The organism is Dankookia rubra (assembly GCF_004355005.1).
GTDB lineage: Bacteria > Pseudomonadota > Alphaproteobacteria > Acetobacterales > Acetobacteraceae > Paracraurococcus > Paracraurococcus ruber_A.
Window position 1 is genome coordinate 138,042 of the sequence record NZ_SMSJ01000002.1, and the last position, 14,878, is coordinate 152,919.

At 71.6% G+C, this 14,878-nt stretch carries 13 protein-coding genes; 10 read left to right on the top strand and 3 right to left on the bottom strand.

All coding sequences use genetic code 11. From position 1 onward, the window contains the following. The first annotated feature begins 102 nt into the window (after nucleotides 1-102). Nucleotides 103-1,887 carry a response regulator gene (locus tag E2C06_RS02420; protein ID WP_206664404.1) on the top strand — a complete coding sequence of 595 codons (1,785 nt, stop codon included), beginning with the start codon at nucleotides 103-105 and terminating at the stop codon, nucleotides 1,885-1,887. 36 nt (nucleotides 1,888-1,923) lie between these two features. Here E2C06_RS02420 and tpiA read toward each other — a convergent pair whose 3' ends face one another. Then, on the bottom strand, nucleotides 1,924-2,658 hold the full coding sequence (gene tpiA, locus E2C06_RS02425) for a triose-phosphate isomerase (RefSeq protein WP_206664413.1): 735 nt from the start codon (nucleotides 2,656-2,658) through the stop codon (nucleotides 1,924-1,926). Nucleotides 2,659-2,772: 114 nt separating this feature from the next. Between tpiA and E2C06_RS02430 the strand changes: the two genes are divergently transcribed. Then, nucleotides 2,773-4,668 carry a peptidylprolyl isomerase gene (locus tag E2C06_RS02430; protein ID WP_133286986.1) on the top strand — a complete coding sequence of 632 codons (1,896 nt, stop codon included), beginning with the start codon at nucleotides 2,773-2,775 and terminating at the stop codon, nucleotides 4,666-4,668. Nucleotides 4,669-4,821: 153 nt separating this feature from the next. Here E2C06_RS02430 and E2C06_RS02435 read toward each other — a convergent pair whose 3' ends face one another. After that, nucleotides 4,822-6,030: an ABC transporter substrate-binding protein gene (locus E2C06_RS02435; protein WP_133286987.1), complete on the bottom strand. Its 1,209-nt coding sequence runs from the start codon at nucleotides 6,028-6,030 to the stop codon at nucleotides 4,822-4,824. A gap of 154 nt (nucleotides 6,031-6,184) precedes the next feature. Between E2C06_RS02435 and trpE the strand changes: the two genes are divergently transcribed. The 8 genes from trpE to lexA all read left to right on the top strand — a co-directional run bounded on the left by trpE (nucleotide 6,185) and on the right by lexA (nucleotide 14,128). Beyond that, nucleotides 6,185-7,699: an anthranilate synthase component I gene (gene trpE / locus E2C06_RS02440; RefSeq protein ID WP_133286988.1), complete on the top strand. Its 1,515-nt coding sequence runs from the start codon at nucleotides 6,185-6,187 to the stop codon at nucleotides 7,697-7,699. Nucleotides 7,700-7,785: 86 nt separating this feature from the next. After that, nucleotides 7,786-8,652, top strand: a complete 867-nt coding sequence (locus E2C06_RS02445) for an amidohydrolase family protein (RefSeq protein WP_133286989.1) — start codon at nucleotides 7,786-7,788, stop codon at nucleotides 8,650-8,652. Nucleotides 8,653-9,028: 376 nt separating this feature from the next. Next, on the top strand, nucleotides 9,029-9,616 hold the full coding sequence (locus tag E2C06_RS37315; protein ID WP_165982169.1) for an anthranilate synthase component II: 588 nt from the start codon (nucleotides 9,029-9,031) through the stop codon (nucleotides 9,614-9,616). Continuing rightward, nucleotides 9,613-10,623: an anthranilate phosphoribosyltransferase gene (gene trpD / locus E2C06_RS37320; RefSeq protein ID WP_165982170.1), complete on the top strand. Its 1,011-nt coding sequence runs from the start codon at nucleotides 9,613-9,615 to the stop codon at nucleotides 10,621-10,623. Before E2C06_RS37315 ends, trpD begins: the two co-directional genes overlap by 4 nt. A gap of 46 nt (nucleotides 10,624-10,669) precedes the next feature. Then, entirely contained in the window at nucleotides 10,670-11,500 is an 831-nt protein-coding gene (trpC, locus tag E2C06_RS02455; protein ID WP_133286990.1) for an indole-3-glycerol phosphate synthase TrpC, read from the top strand. Nucleotides 11,501-11,528: 28 nt separating this feature from the next. Beyond that, nucleotides 11,529-12,002 (top strand): cyclic pyranopterin monophosphate synthase MoaC, encoded by a 474-nt coding sequence (moaC, locus tag E2C06_RS02460; protein WP_133286991.1) that lies wholly within the window; start codon nucleotides 11,529-11,531, stop codon nucleotides 12,000-12,002. A 64-nt stretch (nucleotides 12,003-12,066) separates the two neighbouring features. Then, nucleotides 12,067-13,272, top strand: coding sequence for a molybdopterin molybdotransferase MoeA (locus tag E2C06_RS02465; protein WP_133286992.1), 1,206 nt, complete (start codon nucleotides 12,067-12,069; stop codon nucleotides 13,270-13,272). A gap of 121 nt (nucleotides 13,273-13,393) precedes the next feature. Beyond that, entirely contained in the window at nucleotides 13,394-14,128 is a 735-nt protein-coding gene (gene lexA, locus E2C06_RS02470) for a transcriptional repressor LexA (protein ID WP_133286993.1), read from the top strand. 35 nt (nucleotides 14,129-14,163) lie between these two features. Here lexA and E2C06_RS02475 read toward each other — a convergent pair whose 3' ends face one another. Further along, nucleotides 14,164-14,862: an NUDIX hydrolase gene (locus E2C06_RS02475; RefSeq protein WP_133286994.1), complete on the bottom strand. Its 699-nt coding sequence runs from the start codon at nucleotides 14,860-14,862 to the stop codon at nucleotides 14,164-14,166. Nucleotides 14,863-14,878: the final 16 nt, after the last annotated feature.

A 14,878-nucleotide genomic window follows, 5' to 3' on the forward strand; every position in this document is an offset into this window, starting at 1 on the left:
AGGATGCAAGCAAGCCCTGCGATACACGGGCGGGGACCGGGCAGCCAGGGATCCGGCGGCCAGGGCGCCGAAGACCGGTCCGGCTCCCATCGGATCGACCGGTTGACCACCGCGGCCGAGATAGCTGCCGAGCGGGTTGCGGTGGTCTACCGCCAAATACCGTTAGCTGCCGGTGTCGCCGTGCTGAACGCGGCGGTGATGACCGCCATCCTCCTCGGCACCGAGGGCGACCGCCGCGCGCTCGGTTGGTTCGCCGCGATGGTGCTGGTCGCCGGGCTGCGCCTGCTTGCCACCCGCGCTTGGCGGCGCGACCCGGCGGCAAGGGCGAATGCCCGGCGCTGGGGCCGTATCGGCACGGCCGGCGCCTTCGCCGCGGGGCTGGTGCTCGGCGGCGGGGCTGCTTGGCTTTGGCCGCAATCGGAAACCTACCAGCTGTTCTGGGTCTTCCTGGTCGGCGGCATGTGCGCCGGGGCCGCCGGGCTGCACCATGCTCATCTGCCGACGCTGCTGGCCTTCATCCTGCCGGCCGCGCTGCCCCTGGTCGCCCGCTATGCGCTCGAGGGCACCGAGCGCAGCTTCGGCGCGGTGGCGATGATCCTGGTCTTCCTGGCCGCGGTGTCGATCAGCGCCTGGCGTTCGAGCTGCGACTTCGCCGCCAACCTTCGCCTCCGGCTCGATCTGGCGCGGCAGGCGCGGGAGCTGGATGCGATCAACGGCCGGCTGCGGGAGGAGATGGGGCGCCGCCGCGCCACCGAGGCCAGCCTGCGCCAGGCGCAGAAGATGGAAGCGGTCGGCCAGCTCACCGGCGGGATCGCGCATGATTTCAACAACCTGCTGACCGCCGTGCTGGGCAGCCTGGCGATGCTGCGGAAGCGCCTGCCCGAGGGTGATGCCCGCGCCGCGCGGCTGCTCGAGAATGCGCTGCAGGGTGCCCAACGCGGCGCGGCGCTGACCCAGCGGCTGCTGGCCTTCGGCCGCCGCCAATCGCTCAACCCGGCGGCGGTGGACCTGCCGGCGCTGGTGCGCGGAATGGCGGAGCTGCTGCGCGGCGCGCTCGGCGGCGCGGTGCACCTTCGATCCGATTTCCCGCCCGGCCTGCCGCCGGTCTTCGCCGATGCCAACCAACTCGAGCTCGCCGTGCTCAACCTGGCGGCCAATGCCCGCGACGCGATGCCCGGCGGCGGCGAGATCGTCATCTCCGCCGCCGGGCGGGAGGTGCTGGCCGGCGAGGTATCAGGGCTGCCGGCCGGTGCCTACGTGGTGCTGAGCGTCACCGATGCCGGCGAGGGCATGGACGAGGCGACGCTCGCCCAGGCGATGGAGCCCTTCTTCACCACCAAGGGGGTCGGCAAGGGGACCGGGCTCGGCCTGCCCATGGTGCATGGGCTGGCGGCGCAGTCCGGCGGCCGCTTCCTGCTGCGGAGCACCCTCGGCGTCGGCACGGTGGCCGAGCTCTGGCTGCCGCAGGCGGCGGCGCCGGCCGCGCAGCGGGCGCGCGTGGCGGCCGCGCCGGCGCCCGCCCGGCGCGGCACGCTGCTGCTGGTGGACGACGACCCGCTGGTGCTGGCGAGCACCGCGGCGATGCTGGAGGACCTGGGGCACAGCGTGGTCGAGGCGGCCTCTGCCGCCGAAGCGCTCGACCGGCTGCGGGGCGGCCTCGCGGCCGACTTGGTGATCACCGATTATGCAATGCCCGGAATGACAGGCCTGGAGCTGGCCGAGGCGTTGCGCCGGCTGCGGCCCGGCCTGCCGGTGCTGCTGGCGACCGGCTATGCCGAGTTGCAGGGCGAGGTCCCCCATGGGCTGCCGCGGCTCGACAAGCCCTTCGAACAGGCAGCACTTGCCCGTGCCACCGATGCCTGCCTGAGCGGGGTCGGGGCCAGCTGACGCTGAGCCCTGCCCGCCTGAACCAGGCGGCCTGCCTCAGCCTGCGGCGGCGGCGATCGCCACGAAGTCGGCGGCGACGAGGCTGGCGCCGCCGACCAGGGCGCCGTCGACATGCGGCAGCGCCAGGATGGCCTTGGCATTGCCCGGCTTCACCGAGCCGCCATAGAGGATCCGCAGCCCCTGCCCGGCCGCGCCGAAACGCTTGGCCAGGTTGGCGCGGATCGCCGCGTGGATGGCGGCGATGTCGGGCTCGGTCGGGGTCCGGCCGGTGCCGATCGCCCAGACCGGTTCATAGGCGACCACGCCGCCGGCCTGCGCGAATCCATCCGGCAGGCTGCCGTCGAGCTGGCCGGTGACCACCGGCTCGGCCTCGCCGGCCAGGCGCTGGGCTTCCGACTCGCCAACGCAGACGATGGGGGTCAGGCCGGCAGCGAGGGCCGCCTCGGCCTTGGCCCGCACCGCCCGGTCGCTTTCGGCATGGTCGGCCCGGCGTTCGGAATGGCCGAGGATGACGTAGCTGGCGCCGATATCCTTCAGCATGGCGGCGGCGACGTCGCCGGTATGGGCGCCCTTCGCGGCGGCGTGGCAGTCCTGTCCACCCACGGCCAAGCCGCCCTGGCCGGCGACGAGGTGGATGTAAGGAAAGGGCGGGCAGACCAGCAGCTCGGCCGCGCCGGCCTTGGCGGCGCCTTCGCGGACCGCGCCGGCCAACGACGCGGTCTCGGCCAGGCTGCCGTGCATCTTCCAATTGCCGGCGATCAGCGGGCGCACTCCGGGCGTCATGGCGTCCTCCATTCCATCGCCGCCCCGTATCCGCCGCGCCCCGGTTTGGCAACACGCCCCCTTCTCCGCTATGGCAGCCACCACACGCGCGCACGGAACCCGATGCTCACCGCCCTCCGCCGCCTCGCCGGGACCTGGATTGCCAAGGCCCTCTTCGTCCTGCTCATCCTCTCCTTCGCCGTCTGGGGCATCGGCGACATGGCGAAGAACCTCTTCGCCCCCGATACCTCCCTCGCCCGCGTCGCCGGCCAGCCGGTGACGCTGGAAGAGGGCCAGGCCGCCATGCGGCGGGAGATGCAGCGGCTCGCCCGCCAGCTCGGCAGCCAGTTCGAGAACGACCCGCGCATCCGCCGCGCCATCGCCGAGCAGGCGGTCGACCAGCTGGTGCTGGACCGCGTGCTTCGGGCCGAGACCGAGCGGCTGAAGGTCGCGGTGCCGGACAGCGCGGTGCGCGAGTTCGTCTTCGGCATCCAGGGCTTCCGCGGCATGGACGGCCAGTTCTCCCAAGCCGTCTTCCAGAACTTCCTGCGCAGCAACGACCTCAGCGAGGCCCGCTTCCTCGACCTCATCCGCGCCGACCTGGCACGGCAGCAGGTGGCCTTGGCCGTGCGGTCCGGCGTCAGCACGCCGGATGCGCTCGCCGATCCCCTGCTGCGCTGGCTCGAGGAACAGCGCGACGTGACGCTCGTCACCCTGCCCATCGCCCAGGCGCCCGAGCCGGCGGTGCCCGATGAGGCGCAGCTCCGCCGTTTCCACGAGAACAACCCCGAACGCTTCTCCTCTCCCGAGTACCGCGACGCCACGGTCGCCGTGCTGACCGCCGACCTGCTGTCGCGCGAGGTCGAGGTGACCGAGGCCGAGATCGCCGCCGCCTACGAGGCCCGCCGTGGCCAATTCGGCACGCCGGAGCGGCGCCGCCTAGCCCAGGTCCTCGTGCCGGACGAGGCCCGCGCGCGGGAGATTTCCGCCGCCTGGACCGGAGGCGCCGATTTCGAGGCGATCGGCGCCCAGGCGAAGGCCGCCGGCGGCGAGGCGATCGAGCTCGGCGAGGTCGAGCGCGCCGGCCTGCCGGTGCCGGAGCTTGCCGAGGCCGCCTTCGCGGTGCCCGAGGGGGCCGTCACCGCCCCGGTGCAGAGCCCCTTTGGCTGGCATGTCTTCAAGGTCGAGACGGTCGAGCCCGGCCAGGAGCGGCCGCTGGCCGAGTTGCACGACCAGTTGAAGCGCGACCTCGCGCAGGAGAAGGCCGCCGACATCGCCTTCGAGCGGGCCAACAAGGTCGAGGATGCGCTGGCCGGCGGTGCCTCGCTGGCCGAGGTGGCGAAGCAGTTCGGCCTCGGCCTGGCGACCATCCGCGCCGATGCGGCCGGGCTGGACCCGGAAGGCAAGCCGGTCGCGCTGCCGGTGATCGAGGCCGCCCGCGCGCCATTGGTGAAGGCCGTCTTCGCCGCCGAGCGCGGGACCGCGCCGCGGCTGCAGGAAACCGAGGCGGGCTTCGTCGCGGTCGAGATCAAGGACGTCACCCCGCCGGCACTCCGCCCCTTCGAGACTGTGGAGCCCGCAGTACGGGCCGCCTGGGAGGCCGATGCGAAGCGCCGCGAGCAGGAGACCCGCGCCGCCGGGCTGCTCGCCGCGACCAAGGAAGGCAAGCCGCTGGCCGAGGCCGCCACGGCGGCCGGGCTGGGCTCGCGCGAGGTCGGCGCGGTGCGGCGCGACCCGCAGCAGGGTGCCGCGGTGCCGCCGGAGCTGCTGGCCCCGCTCTTCGAGCTGAAGCTGCACGAGACGACCATGGTGCAGACGCGGGACGGTTTCGCCGTGGCCCAGGTGCAGGCGATTACCCCGGGCGATCCGGCGGCCGACGCGGCCGGCGTCAAGCGGCTGAAGGGCGAGGTCGCGCAGGCGATGGCGCAGGATGTCGACGTGCAGTTCCTCGGCGCGCTGCGGGCGCGGTCGGATGTCCGGCTGAACCCGCGGATGCTGGACGTGCTGGCGCAGCCGTAACCAGGATTGAAGAAGGAACAGTAGTCTCCCCTTGAAGCCCATCCTTCGCTGCTTGGGTCCGGCACCTGCCGCGCGGCAGGTGCCAACCCGCAATCATTGTGGAAGCCCCGGGGGAATACGTTCTTCCGGGGCCTTCTTCCCCCCGGCCTTCCGTCAGCTCACCTCGCCCGACATCAGCGTGCCGAACCGGTCGTAGGTCTTGCCGTTGAAGCGTTGCAGCTGCATCTGCCGAATCGGCCGGTAGTTGGTCGGGCTGGAGTTCAACTTGATCCCGGGCAGCAGCGTCGGGATCTCGACATCCTTCAGGTTGGCCGCCTGGCGCATGATGTTTTCTCGACTCGCATCCGCGCCGCATTGCCGCAGCACCTGCTCCATCGCCTTGGCAGCGGTGTAGCCGTAGACGGAATTGGCGTCGGACAGGTCGGCATCCGGCATGTATTTCGCCATGAAGCCGCGCCATTCCAGCATGCCGGCATCTTGCGTCCAGGTCGGGTCGGTCGGGTCCTTCAGATAGGCCGCGGTGGTGAGCCCGACCGCCTTCTCCATGCCCGCCGGCGCGATCACCACGCCCACGGAATTGGCCCCGTAGTGCACGCATGTGGTCGGCTTCCAGCCGATCTCGTGCAGCTTGCGGATAGCCATGGAGGCGAACTTCGCCGTCATCGCCAGTACCAGACCCTGGCAGGCGCTGGCCTGCAGGGTGATCAGCTGCTGGTCGATGGTCGGGTCGGTGCTCTCGTAGCTGAGCACCTTGGTCGCCTCCTCGAACTTCGGCCCGAGCACGTCGCGCACGCCATGGACGTAGTCGCGGCCGAAATCGTCGTTCTGGTGCAGGATGGCGATCCGCCCGCCGGGATGCGCCGCCAGGATGTGCTTGGCGTAGAGCTGCGCCTCGATCCGGTAGCTGGGCGGCAGGCCCATGGTCCAGGGATATTCCTTGTAGTTGCTCCACTTGTCGGCGCCTGTGGAGGGGAACAGGTTCGGCACCTTGCGCTGGTTGGTGTAGCGCAGCACGGCGCTGTTGGTCGGCGTGCCGAGGTTGCTGAAGAGGCAGGCGACCTGGTCCTGCTCCACCAGGCGGCGCACCTGCTCCACCGTCTTCGGCGGGCTGTAGGCGTCGTCGTAGGACAGGAACTTGATCTTCCGCCCGGCGATGCCGCCGTCGTCGTTCAGCTTGCGGAACCAGGCATCCATGGTCTTGCCCTGGATGCCGAGGCTCGAGACCGGGCCGCTGTAGGACATGGTGTTGCCGATTCGGATCTCGGTGGCGGTGACGCCGGGCGAGGCCTGGGCGGCGGCGAGGCGTGGCATGGCGAGCGCAGCGACGGCCGCGCCCCCGAGGAGCGTACGACGCGTGGTCATGGAAGGTTCTCCCACGGTTTCTTGGGCGGGCCGTGGTAGCGGGACCGCCTGGTCGCGAGCCTAGGCGCATGCGCACGGTCCTCGCCACATGATCCGACAGTCGCTAGAACCGCCCACCCGGCCCTGCGCCGGGCGCACCACAGGAACCCGACCGATGCCGCTCCCCGATTTCGCCAGCTTCAGTGCCGGTCTTGCCGCGGGGCATGGCCAGGTGCTGTGGCGGGAGCGGGTGGCGGACCTCGACACGCCGGTCGGCACCTTCCTCAAGCTCGCCCACGGCAAGCCGAACAGCTTCCTGCTCGAGAGCATCGAGGGCGGCGCCGCGCGCGGCCGCTATTCCGCCATCGGGATGGAGCCCGACCTGATCTGGCGCTGCCGCGGCGGCCGGGCAGAGCTGAACCGCCACGCGCTCGCCGCGCCGCATGCCTTCGAGCCGGCCGGCGACGATGCGCTCGACAGCCTGCGCGCCCTGGTCGCCGCCAACCTCATGCCGTTGCCGGCCGGTTTGCCGCCGATCGCCACCGGCCTGTTCGGCTATCTCGGCTACGACATGGTCCGGCTGATCGAGCGCCTGCCGGCGAAGAACCCGGACGTCATCGGCATCCCCGACGCGGTGCTGATGCGGCCGACGCTGGTCGCGGTCTTCGACCATGTGCGGGACGCGCTCAGCCTCTTTACCACGGTCTGGCCCCAAGGGGAGGGTGCCGCGGGGCTCGACCCCCAGGCGGCCTGGGACAGCGCCCAGGCCCGGTTGGACGAAGCCGAGGCAGCACTCGACCGTCCGCTGCCGCGCCCGGCGGCGCCGGTCAGCCTGCCGACCCTGCCGGAGCCGTCCAGCAACTTCACCAGGGAAGGCTTCGTCGCCGCGGTGGACACGGCGAAGGAGTACATCCGCGCCGGCGACTGCTTCCAGGTGGTGCCGTCGCAGCGCTTCTCGGTGCCCTTCGCCCTGCCGCCCTTCGCCCTGTACCGGGCGCTGCGGCGGATCAACCCGGCTCCCTACCTGTTCTTCTTCGACTTCGGCGGCTTCGCCGCAGTCGGCGCCAGCCCGGAGATCCTTGTCCAGTTGCGCGACGGCACGGTGACCGTCCGCCCGCTCGCCGGCACCCGCCGCCGCGGCGCGACGCCCGAGGAGGACAAGGCGCTGGAGCTCGAGCTGCTGGCCGACCCGAAGGAGCGCGCCGAGCACCTGATGCTTCTCGACCTCGGCCGCAACGATGTCGGCCGGGTGGCTGCCATCGGCAGCGTCAAGGTGACCAGCCAGTTCCAGGTCGAGCGCTACAGCCAGGTGATGCACATCGGCAGTGAGGTGCAGGGCCGGCTGCGCCAGGGGCTGACCGCGATCGACGCCCTGGCAGGCGGCTTCCCGGCGGGCACGCTGACCGGCGCGCCCAAGGTCCGGGCGATGGAGATCATCGAGGAGCTGGAGCCCTCGCGCCGGGGGATCTATGCCGGCGGCTTTGGCTATTTCGGCGCCGATGGCGGCATGGACACCTGCATCGGCCTGCGCACCGCCCTGGTGAAGGATGGCGTGATGCATGTGCAGGCCGGCGCTGGCGTGGTCGCCGACAGCGACCCGGTGGCGGAGTACGAGGAGACGAAGCAGAAAGCCCGCGCGCTGTTCCGCGCGGCCGAGGAAGCGGTGCGCTTCGCGGCGGGGCGGAAATAGGCAGCCCGGCCGCTACAGTGGCGGCCGTGCCGGCATTGACAGCCGCCGGTGCAGGCGGCCCGATGCCGGCAACGAAGGATCCGCCCATGACCCGTCCCTGCCCCGGCCCGCGCGCCGTTACCTCGAAGCCCGGCTGGGCGCCGCCGCCGAACTCCGCCGACTGCCACATGCATATCTTCGGCCCCTATGGCCGCTACCCGCTCTCGCCCGGCCGCGGCTACACGCCGCCGGAGGCCAGCATCGCGATGTACCAGGAGATGCTCTCGACCATTGGCCTGACCCGCACGGTGGTGGTGCAGCCGAGCATCTACGGCACCGACAATGCGGTCTCGCTCGATGCCGTCGCCGCGCTCGGCGCCGACCGCGCCCGCGCCGTGGTGGTGGTGGATGACGGCTTCGACCTCGCGGCGCTGCGGGCCATGGGCGAGCGCGGCGCCTGCGGGGTGCGGTTCAACGCCGTCTCCGGCAACGGCACGCCGCTCGAGCAGCTCGAGGCGTTGGGCGAAAAACTGGCGACGCTCGGCTGGCACCTGCAGCTCTATGCCCATGCCGCCGAGATGGTGGCGCTGGAAGGCGTGCTGGCCCGCCTGCCCTGCCCGGTCGTCATAGACCACATGGGCGGGGTGAAGGCGAACGAGGGGGGCGCCGACAGCGCCGGCTTCAAGGCGGTGATCCGGCTGCTGGAAAAGGGCGCCTGGGCCAAGCTCTGCGGCTACCGCTCCTCCGCCGCCGGCGCGCCCTATGCGGATGTCGCCGGCATGGCCCGCGCCATGATTGCAGCGGCCCCGGATCGCTGCGTGTGGGGCACCGACTGGCCGCACCCTTCCTTGCACAGCCCGGAGGAAGTGCCGGACGACGGCGTCCTGCTGGACGCGCTCGGCGCCTGGGCGCCGCGCGACGACCAGCGGCAGGCGATCCTGGTCGACAACCCTGCGCGGCTCTACGGCTTCTGAGCCCTTGCCTCCCGCCCGGCGGCGGGCCTAGTGTCCGCCGCATGTCCAGGGACACAGCCCCCGTCGCGCGATTTTGGTACCGCTGGTATTCACCGGCGGCCTGAGGACCTCGCGCAGAGCAGAGACAATCCCGAAGCCGCCACTCGCTGGCGGCTTTCGCGTCTCTGGACAGTCAACGCGAATGCAGCCGGCCCGGTGACGGCCCCGACCGCCAGGAGGCCAGCATGCAGCGCAGCGATTTCGATTTCGACGTCATCGGCGGTCCCTCGAGCCCGCCGCTGCCTCCGCGCCCGACCCAGCCGGGTCCGGCGACGCCCACCGCGCCCGCCCAGGGCTCGCTTGACCCGGCAGCGCACCGGCCCGAGAGTCCCGCGTCATGATCCTGCTGATCGATAACTACGACAGCTTCACCTTCAACCTCTACCACTTCCTGGGTGACCTTGGGGTTGAGGTCGAGGTGCGGCGCAACGATGCCCTCACCAGCCAGGAAGCCCTGGCGATGCGGCCGGATGCCATCCTGCTCTCGCCCGGCCCCTGCACGCCGAACGAGGCCGGGATCTGCCTGCCGCTGATCGGCGCCGCCGCTGCGGCGCGGGTGCCGCTGATGGGTGTCTGCCTCGGCCATCAGGCGATCGGGCAGGCCTTCGGCGGGACCGTCATCCGCGCGCCGGAGCCGGTGCACGGCAAGGTCTGGGACATCCACCACCGCGGCACCGACCTTTTTGCCGGCCTCCCCGCCCCCTTCCGGGCTACCCGCTACCACTCCCTGGTCGTCCGGCGGGACGGCCTGCCGCCGGAGCTGGAAGCCACCGCCTGGACTGCCGACGGGCTGGTCATGGGCATGGCTCATCGCGACCTGCCGATCTGGGGCGTGCAATTCCATCCGGAAAGCATCGCCTCCCAGCACGGCCATGACCTGCTGCGGAACTTCCTGGCCCTGGCGAAGGAAAAGGTGCCGGCGTGAACACGCTGAAGCCGGTCCTCGGTCGCCTCGCCGCCGGCGAGCGGCTGGCTGAGAGCGAGGCCGAGGCCGCCTTCGGGATCATCATGGCCGGCGAGGCCACGCCGGCACAGATTGCCGGCCTGCTGATGGCGATGCGGGTGCGCGGCGAGACGGTGCCCGAAATCACCGGCGCGGTCCGCGCCATGCGCGCCCGGATGGCGGCGATCGATGCGCCGCCCGGCGCCATTGACATCGTCGGCACCGGCGGCGACGGCTCGGGCAGCCTGAACATCTCGACCGCGACCGCGCTCGTCGTCGCCGGCTGCGGCGTGCCGGTGGCCAAGCACGGCAACCGCGCGCTGTCCTCCAGGTCCGGCGCGGCGGATGCGCTGGCGGCGCTCGGGATCAACCTGGATGTCGCGCTCGACCGGCTGGAAGCGGTGCTGGCGGCCGCCGGCATGGTCTTCCTCTGGGCCCCTCGGCACCATTCCTCCATGCGCCATGCCGCCGGCCCAAGGGTCGAGCTCGGCACCCGGACCATCTTCAACATCCTCGGCCCGCTCTCCAATCCCGCCCGGGTGAAGCGGCAGCTGACCGGCGCCTTCGCGGTCGAATGGCTGCGGCCCATGGCGGAGACCCTGGCCCGGTTGGGAGCCGAAGCGGCCTGGGTGGTGCATGGGCAGGGGCTGGACGAGATCGCCCTGTCCGGGGAGACGCATGTGGTTGCCCTGGAAGGCGGCCGGATCCGCGAGTTCACCGTGGCGCCCGAGGACGCCGGGCTGGACCGCGCCCCGCCCGAGGCGATCCGCGGCGGTGAGCCGGCGGAGAACGCGGCCGCGCTTCAGGCGCTGTTGCAGGGCGCCCGCGGTGCCTACCGGGATATCGTGCTGCTCAATGCCGCGGCTGCCCTTGTGGTGGCCGGGCGGGCCGCCGATCTCCGGGCGGGTGCGGCGATCGCGGCCCGGGCCATCGACAGCGGGGCCGCTTCCGGCGTACTCGCCCGTCTGCAGGAAGCAACCGCGCCATGACCCTGTTCCCCCTGGGCTGCCCCCGCCCCAACCACGCCGCAGAGCCATGAACGCCCCCCATATCATCGTCCCCGACCTCGAGGTGCCCGACACCCTCGCCCGCATCCTCGCCGACAAGTACGAGGAGGTGCGGAGCCGGGCCGCGGCCACCCCGCTGTCCGAGATCGAGCGCCAGGCCCGCAGCGCGCCCAAGCCGCGCGACTTCGTCCGCTCGCTTTGCGAGGCGGTGGCCGAAGGGCGGGTCGGGCTGATTGCCGAGATCAAGCGCGCCTCGCCCTCCGGCGGGCTGATCCGCGACCCCTTCGAGCCGGCGAAGCTGGCCGAGGCGTATTGCGAGGGCGGCGCCACCTGCCTCTCGGTGCTGACCGACACGCCCTATTTCCAGGGCTCCGCCGAGCACCTGAAGCTGGCCCGCGCTGCCTGCCCGCTGCCGGTCCTGCGGAAGGACTTCATGGTCCATCCCTGGCAGGTCTACGAGGCCCGGGCGATGGGCGCGGATTGCATCCTGCTGATCATGGCGGCGCTGAGCGACGAGCAGGCCGAGGAGCTGGAGGACCTGACCCACAGCCTCGACATGTCGGTGCTTGTGGAGGTGCACGACCAGCGCGAACTCGACCGGGCACTCGGCATGAACAGCCGGCTCATCGGCGTGAACAACCGCAATCTCAGGACCTTGCAGACCGATCTTGCGACGTCGGAGCAGCTGGTCCCGCAGGTGCCGGCCGACCGTATCCCGGTCGCCGAGAGCGGCATCCGTACCCCGGACGATGTCCGCCGCATGGCCGCCGCCGGCGCCCGTTGCATCCTGGTGGGCGAGCACATGATGCGCCAGCAGGATGTCGCCGCGGCCGCGCACCAACTCGTCCACGCGCTTTAACGCCATCTAAGGACGGAGGCGCCAGCCATTGAGCGGCTTCACCCATTTCGATGATCAGGGCCGCGCCGTGATGGTCGATGTCTCGGCCAAGGCCGAGACGGACCGGGTCGCCGTGGCGCGTGGCCGGGTGGTGATGGACCCGGCGACCCTGGCCCGCATCCAGGAAGGCACGACAGCCAAGGGCGACGTCCTCGGTGTCGCCCGCCTCGCCGGCATCATGGCCGCCAAACGGACCAGCGACCTCATCCCGCTCTGCCATCCGCTGATGCTCTCGAACGTGACGGTCGACCTTGTCGCCGCCCCGCCCGATGCGGTGGAAATCGAGGCTTTGGTGAAGGTTGGCGGACGCACCGGAGTCGAGATGGAAGCCCTGACCGCCGTCATGGTCGCGGCGCTCACGGTCTATGACATGTGCAAGGCGATTGATCGCGGCATGCGGATCGAGGCCGTGCGCCTCGTGCACAAATCGGGCGGCAAATCCGGCACCTACGAGGCGGAGTGACCATACCAGGCGAAGCCCATGGGTTGGGATTTGCCGCAGGAACAGCGGCTTCGGGGAAAGTGCGATGATCTCGGTCGAGGAAGCCCGCAGCCGCATCCTGGCCAGCCTCTCGGCCACCCCGGCGGAAACCCTGCCGTTGGCCGATGGCTGGAATCGCATCCTCGCGCGCCCCGTCCTTTCGCGGGTCACCCAGCCGCCGGCCGATGTTTCCGCGATGGACGGCTATGCCGTCCGCGCCGCCGAGGCAGCGACTGGGGCGAGCCTCGCGGTCGTCGGCACCGCGCCGGCCGGGCACCCGTTCAATGGCGTGGTCGGTCCAGGAGAGGCGGTGCGGATTTTCACCGGCGCCTTCGTGCCCCCCGGCGCCGATGCCATCCTGCTGCAGGAGGACGCCACCGCGGCCGATGGTCAGGTCCGGGTGAACGAGACCGTCCGCCCCGGCCGCTGGATCCGTGCCCGCGGCCTCGATTTCGCCGAAGGCGAGGAGTTGCTGCCGGCCGGCAAGCGCCTTTCCGCCCGCGACATCGGCCTGGCCGCCGCCGCGAACCATGCCTGGCTGGCGGTGCACCGAGCGCCGCGGATCGGTATCCTGGCCACCGGCGACGAGATCGCCCTGCCCGGCGACCCAATCCCGCTGGGCGGCATCGTCAGCAGCAATGCGCATGCCCTGGCCGCCCTGGTCCGCGCGACCGGCGGCGACCCCTTGGTCCTGCCGATCGCACCCGATGACTCGGAAGCGATCGCCCAGGCCGCCGTCGCCGCCCGCGCCTGCGACCTGCTGGTGACCACTGGCGGCGCCAGCGTCGGCGACCATGACTTGGTCCAGGCGGCGCTCGGCCCGCAGGGCTTCGAGCTGGACTTCTGGCAAATCGCCATGCGGCCGGGGAAGCCGCTGATCTGGGGCCGGCTCGGCGCGACGCCGGTCCTGGGCCTGCCGGGCAACCCGGTCTCCGCCATGGTCTGTGCCGTGCAATTCCTGATCCCGGCGATCGAGCGCCTGTCCGGCCTGCCCGGCGGACCGCCGCGGACGGTCCGCGCGCTGGCCGGGGCGCCGCTGGCGGAGAACGACCGCCGCTTCGACCACCTTCGGGCAACCCTCGCTTCAGGCCCGGATGGCCATCCCGTCGCCACCCCGTTCCCGCTGCAGGACAGTTCCATGTTGAAGGTCCTGTCCCGGGCGCAGGCGCTGATCCTCCGCGCGCCGCGAGCCCCGGCACTGCCCGCCGGCGCGACGGTGGAGGTCATCCCCCTGGGGGATCTCGGGATGTGAACGCCCGCCCTGTGGAAAACCGTTTGACCCGACGCGGAGAACCTACGTAGAACAGGCCGACTCGGTTGCCCCTTTGTTCCCGCGTCGCGGGAGGGGTGCGACCGAGGACGGAGGCGATACGGTGCTCACGCGCAAGCAGCACGAGCTGCTGATCTTCATCGACAAGCATCTGCGCCAGACCGGCTTCTCCCCCTCCTTCGAGGAAATGAAGGAGGCGCTGAAGCTGAAGTCCAAGTCGGGCATCCACCGGCTGATCACGGCGCTCGAGGAACGCGGCTTCCTGCGCCGCCGCGCCCATCGGGCCCGGGCGCTGGAAGTGATCCGCCTGCCGGACAACATGGCGCCCCGCCGCACTGCCGAGGCGACCCAGACCGCCGCCACGGCCGCGGCGCGCGACCCGGCCTTCGCGCCGAACGTGATCCGCGGCAACTTCGCCGCGAACCTGCCCGGCGTGCCCAAGACGGGCGAGGCGACGGCCGTCCAGCTGCCGCTCTATGGCCGCATCGCCGCCGGCCTGCCGATCGAGGCGCTGCGGGAGTCCGGCAACAGCGTCGAGGTGCCTGCCGCCCTGCTCGGCGGCGGCGAGCATTACGCGCTGGAGGTTGCCGGCGATTCGATGGTCGAAGCCGGCATCCTGGACGGCGACACCGTCATCATCCGCCGCGGCGACACCGCCGACAACGGCTCGATCGTGGTGGCCCTGGTCGACGAAAACGAGGTGACGCTGAAGCGCCTGCGCCGCCGCGGCAACTCGATCGCGCTCGAAGCGGCAAATCCGCGCTACGAGACGCGGATCTTCGGCCCGGACCGGGTCCGGGTCCAGGGCCGGCTGATCGGGCTGCTGCGGAAGTACTGAGGCAGGTCGCCGAACCGGGAGTTCGGCGGGCTGCCTCAGCCGAGCCCTGCCGCTCGCAGGAACAGGGGCGCGGCCGGGACCACACGGGCGGCTTCGGCCGCGAGGAAGCCGGCCAGCGCCGTCTCCGGAACCGCGCGGAGTGACATATATTCGGTGCAGCCGCTCGCTCGATGGCAGTTCTCGACCTCAGCGAACATCGCTGAGGTTTCCAGCAGGAAAGCCAGGTCATGCACCCCGGTCGCGGCGTGCCGCACCAGGGTCACGGCGCGGCAGCTGGTGATGCGCGCCCAGTCCAGCCCGATCTCCTCGGCCAGTTCGGTGCGGATCTGCCCCAGGGCATCCACTTGGCCGTTGCGCACCGCGCCGCCGTCGACGCTGCCGGCGCGCGGGGTCTGCCAGAGCCCGGCCTCATAGGTCGCGCCCGGTTGGCGGCGGCCGAACAGGATGCCGTCCGGCATCCGCAGGACGCCGCAGACCGAGAGCGGCTGCACGCGAAGGGCCGCGGCCAGCGCCGGGTCCGCATAGGCCGCGACCGCAAGGCGGTATTCGACCAGGCAGCCGGAAATACGTTTGTCCGAAAAGTCGCTGACCGAAAACACCTGGCCGTTGAACAGCCGCCCGCCGGCCCGTGCCTGCGCCGCCGCCCAGGCGACCCCGATCGCCGGCTCGAGGGATGCCGGTACCGCCAGCGTCTCGGGCCGCAGTTCCACCGCGATGTCTGGCGCAACGGGCATCGCGCGATAGCCTGGC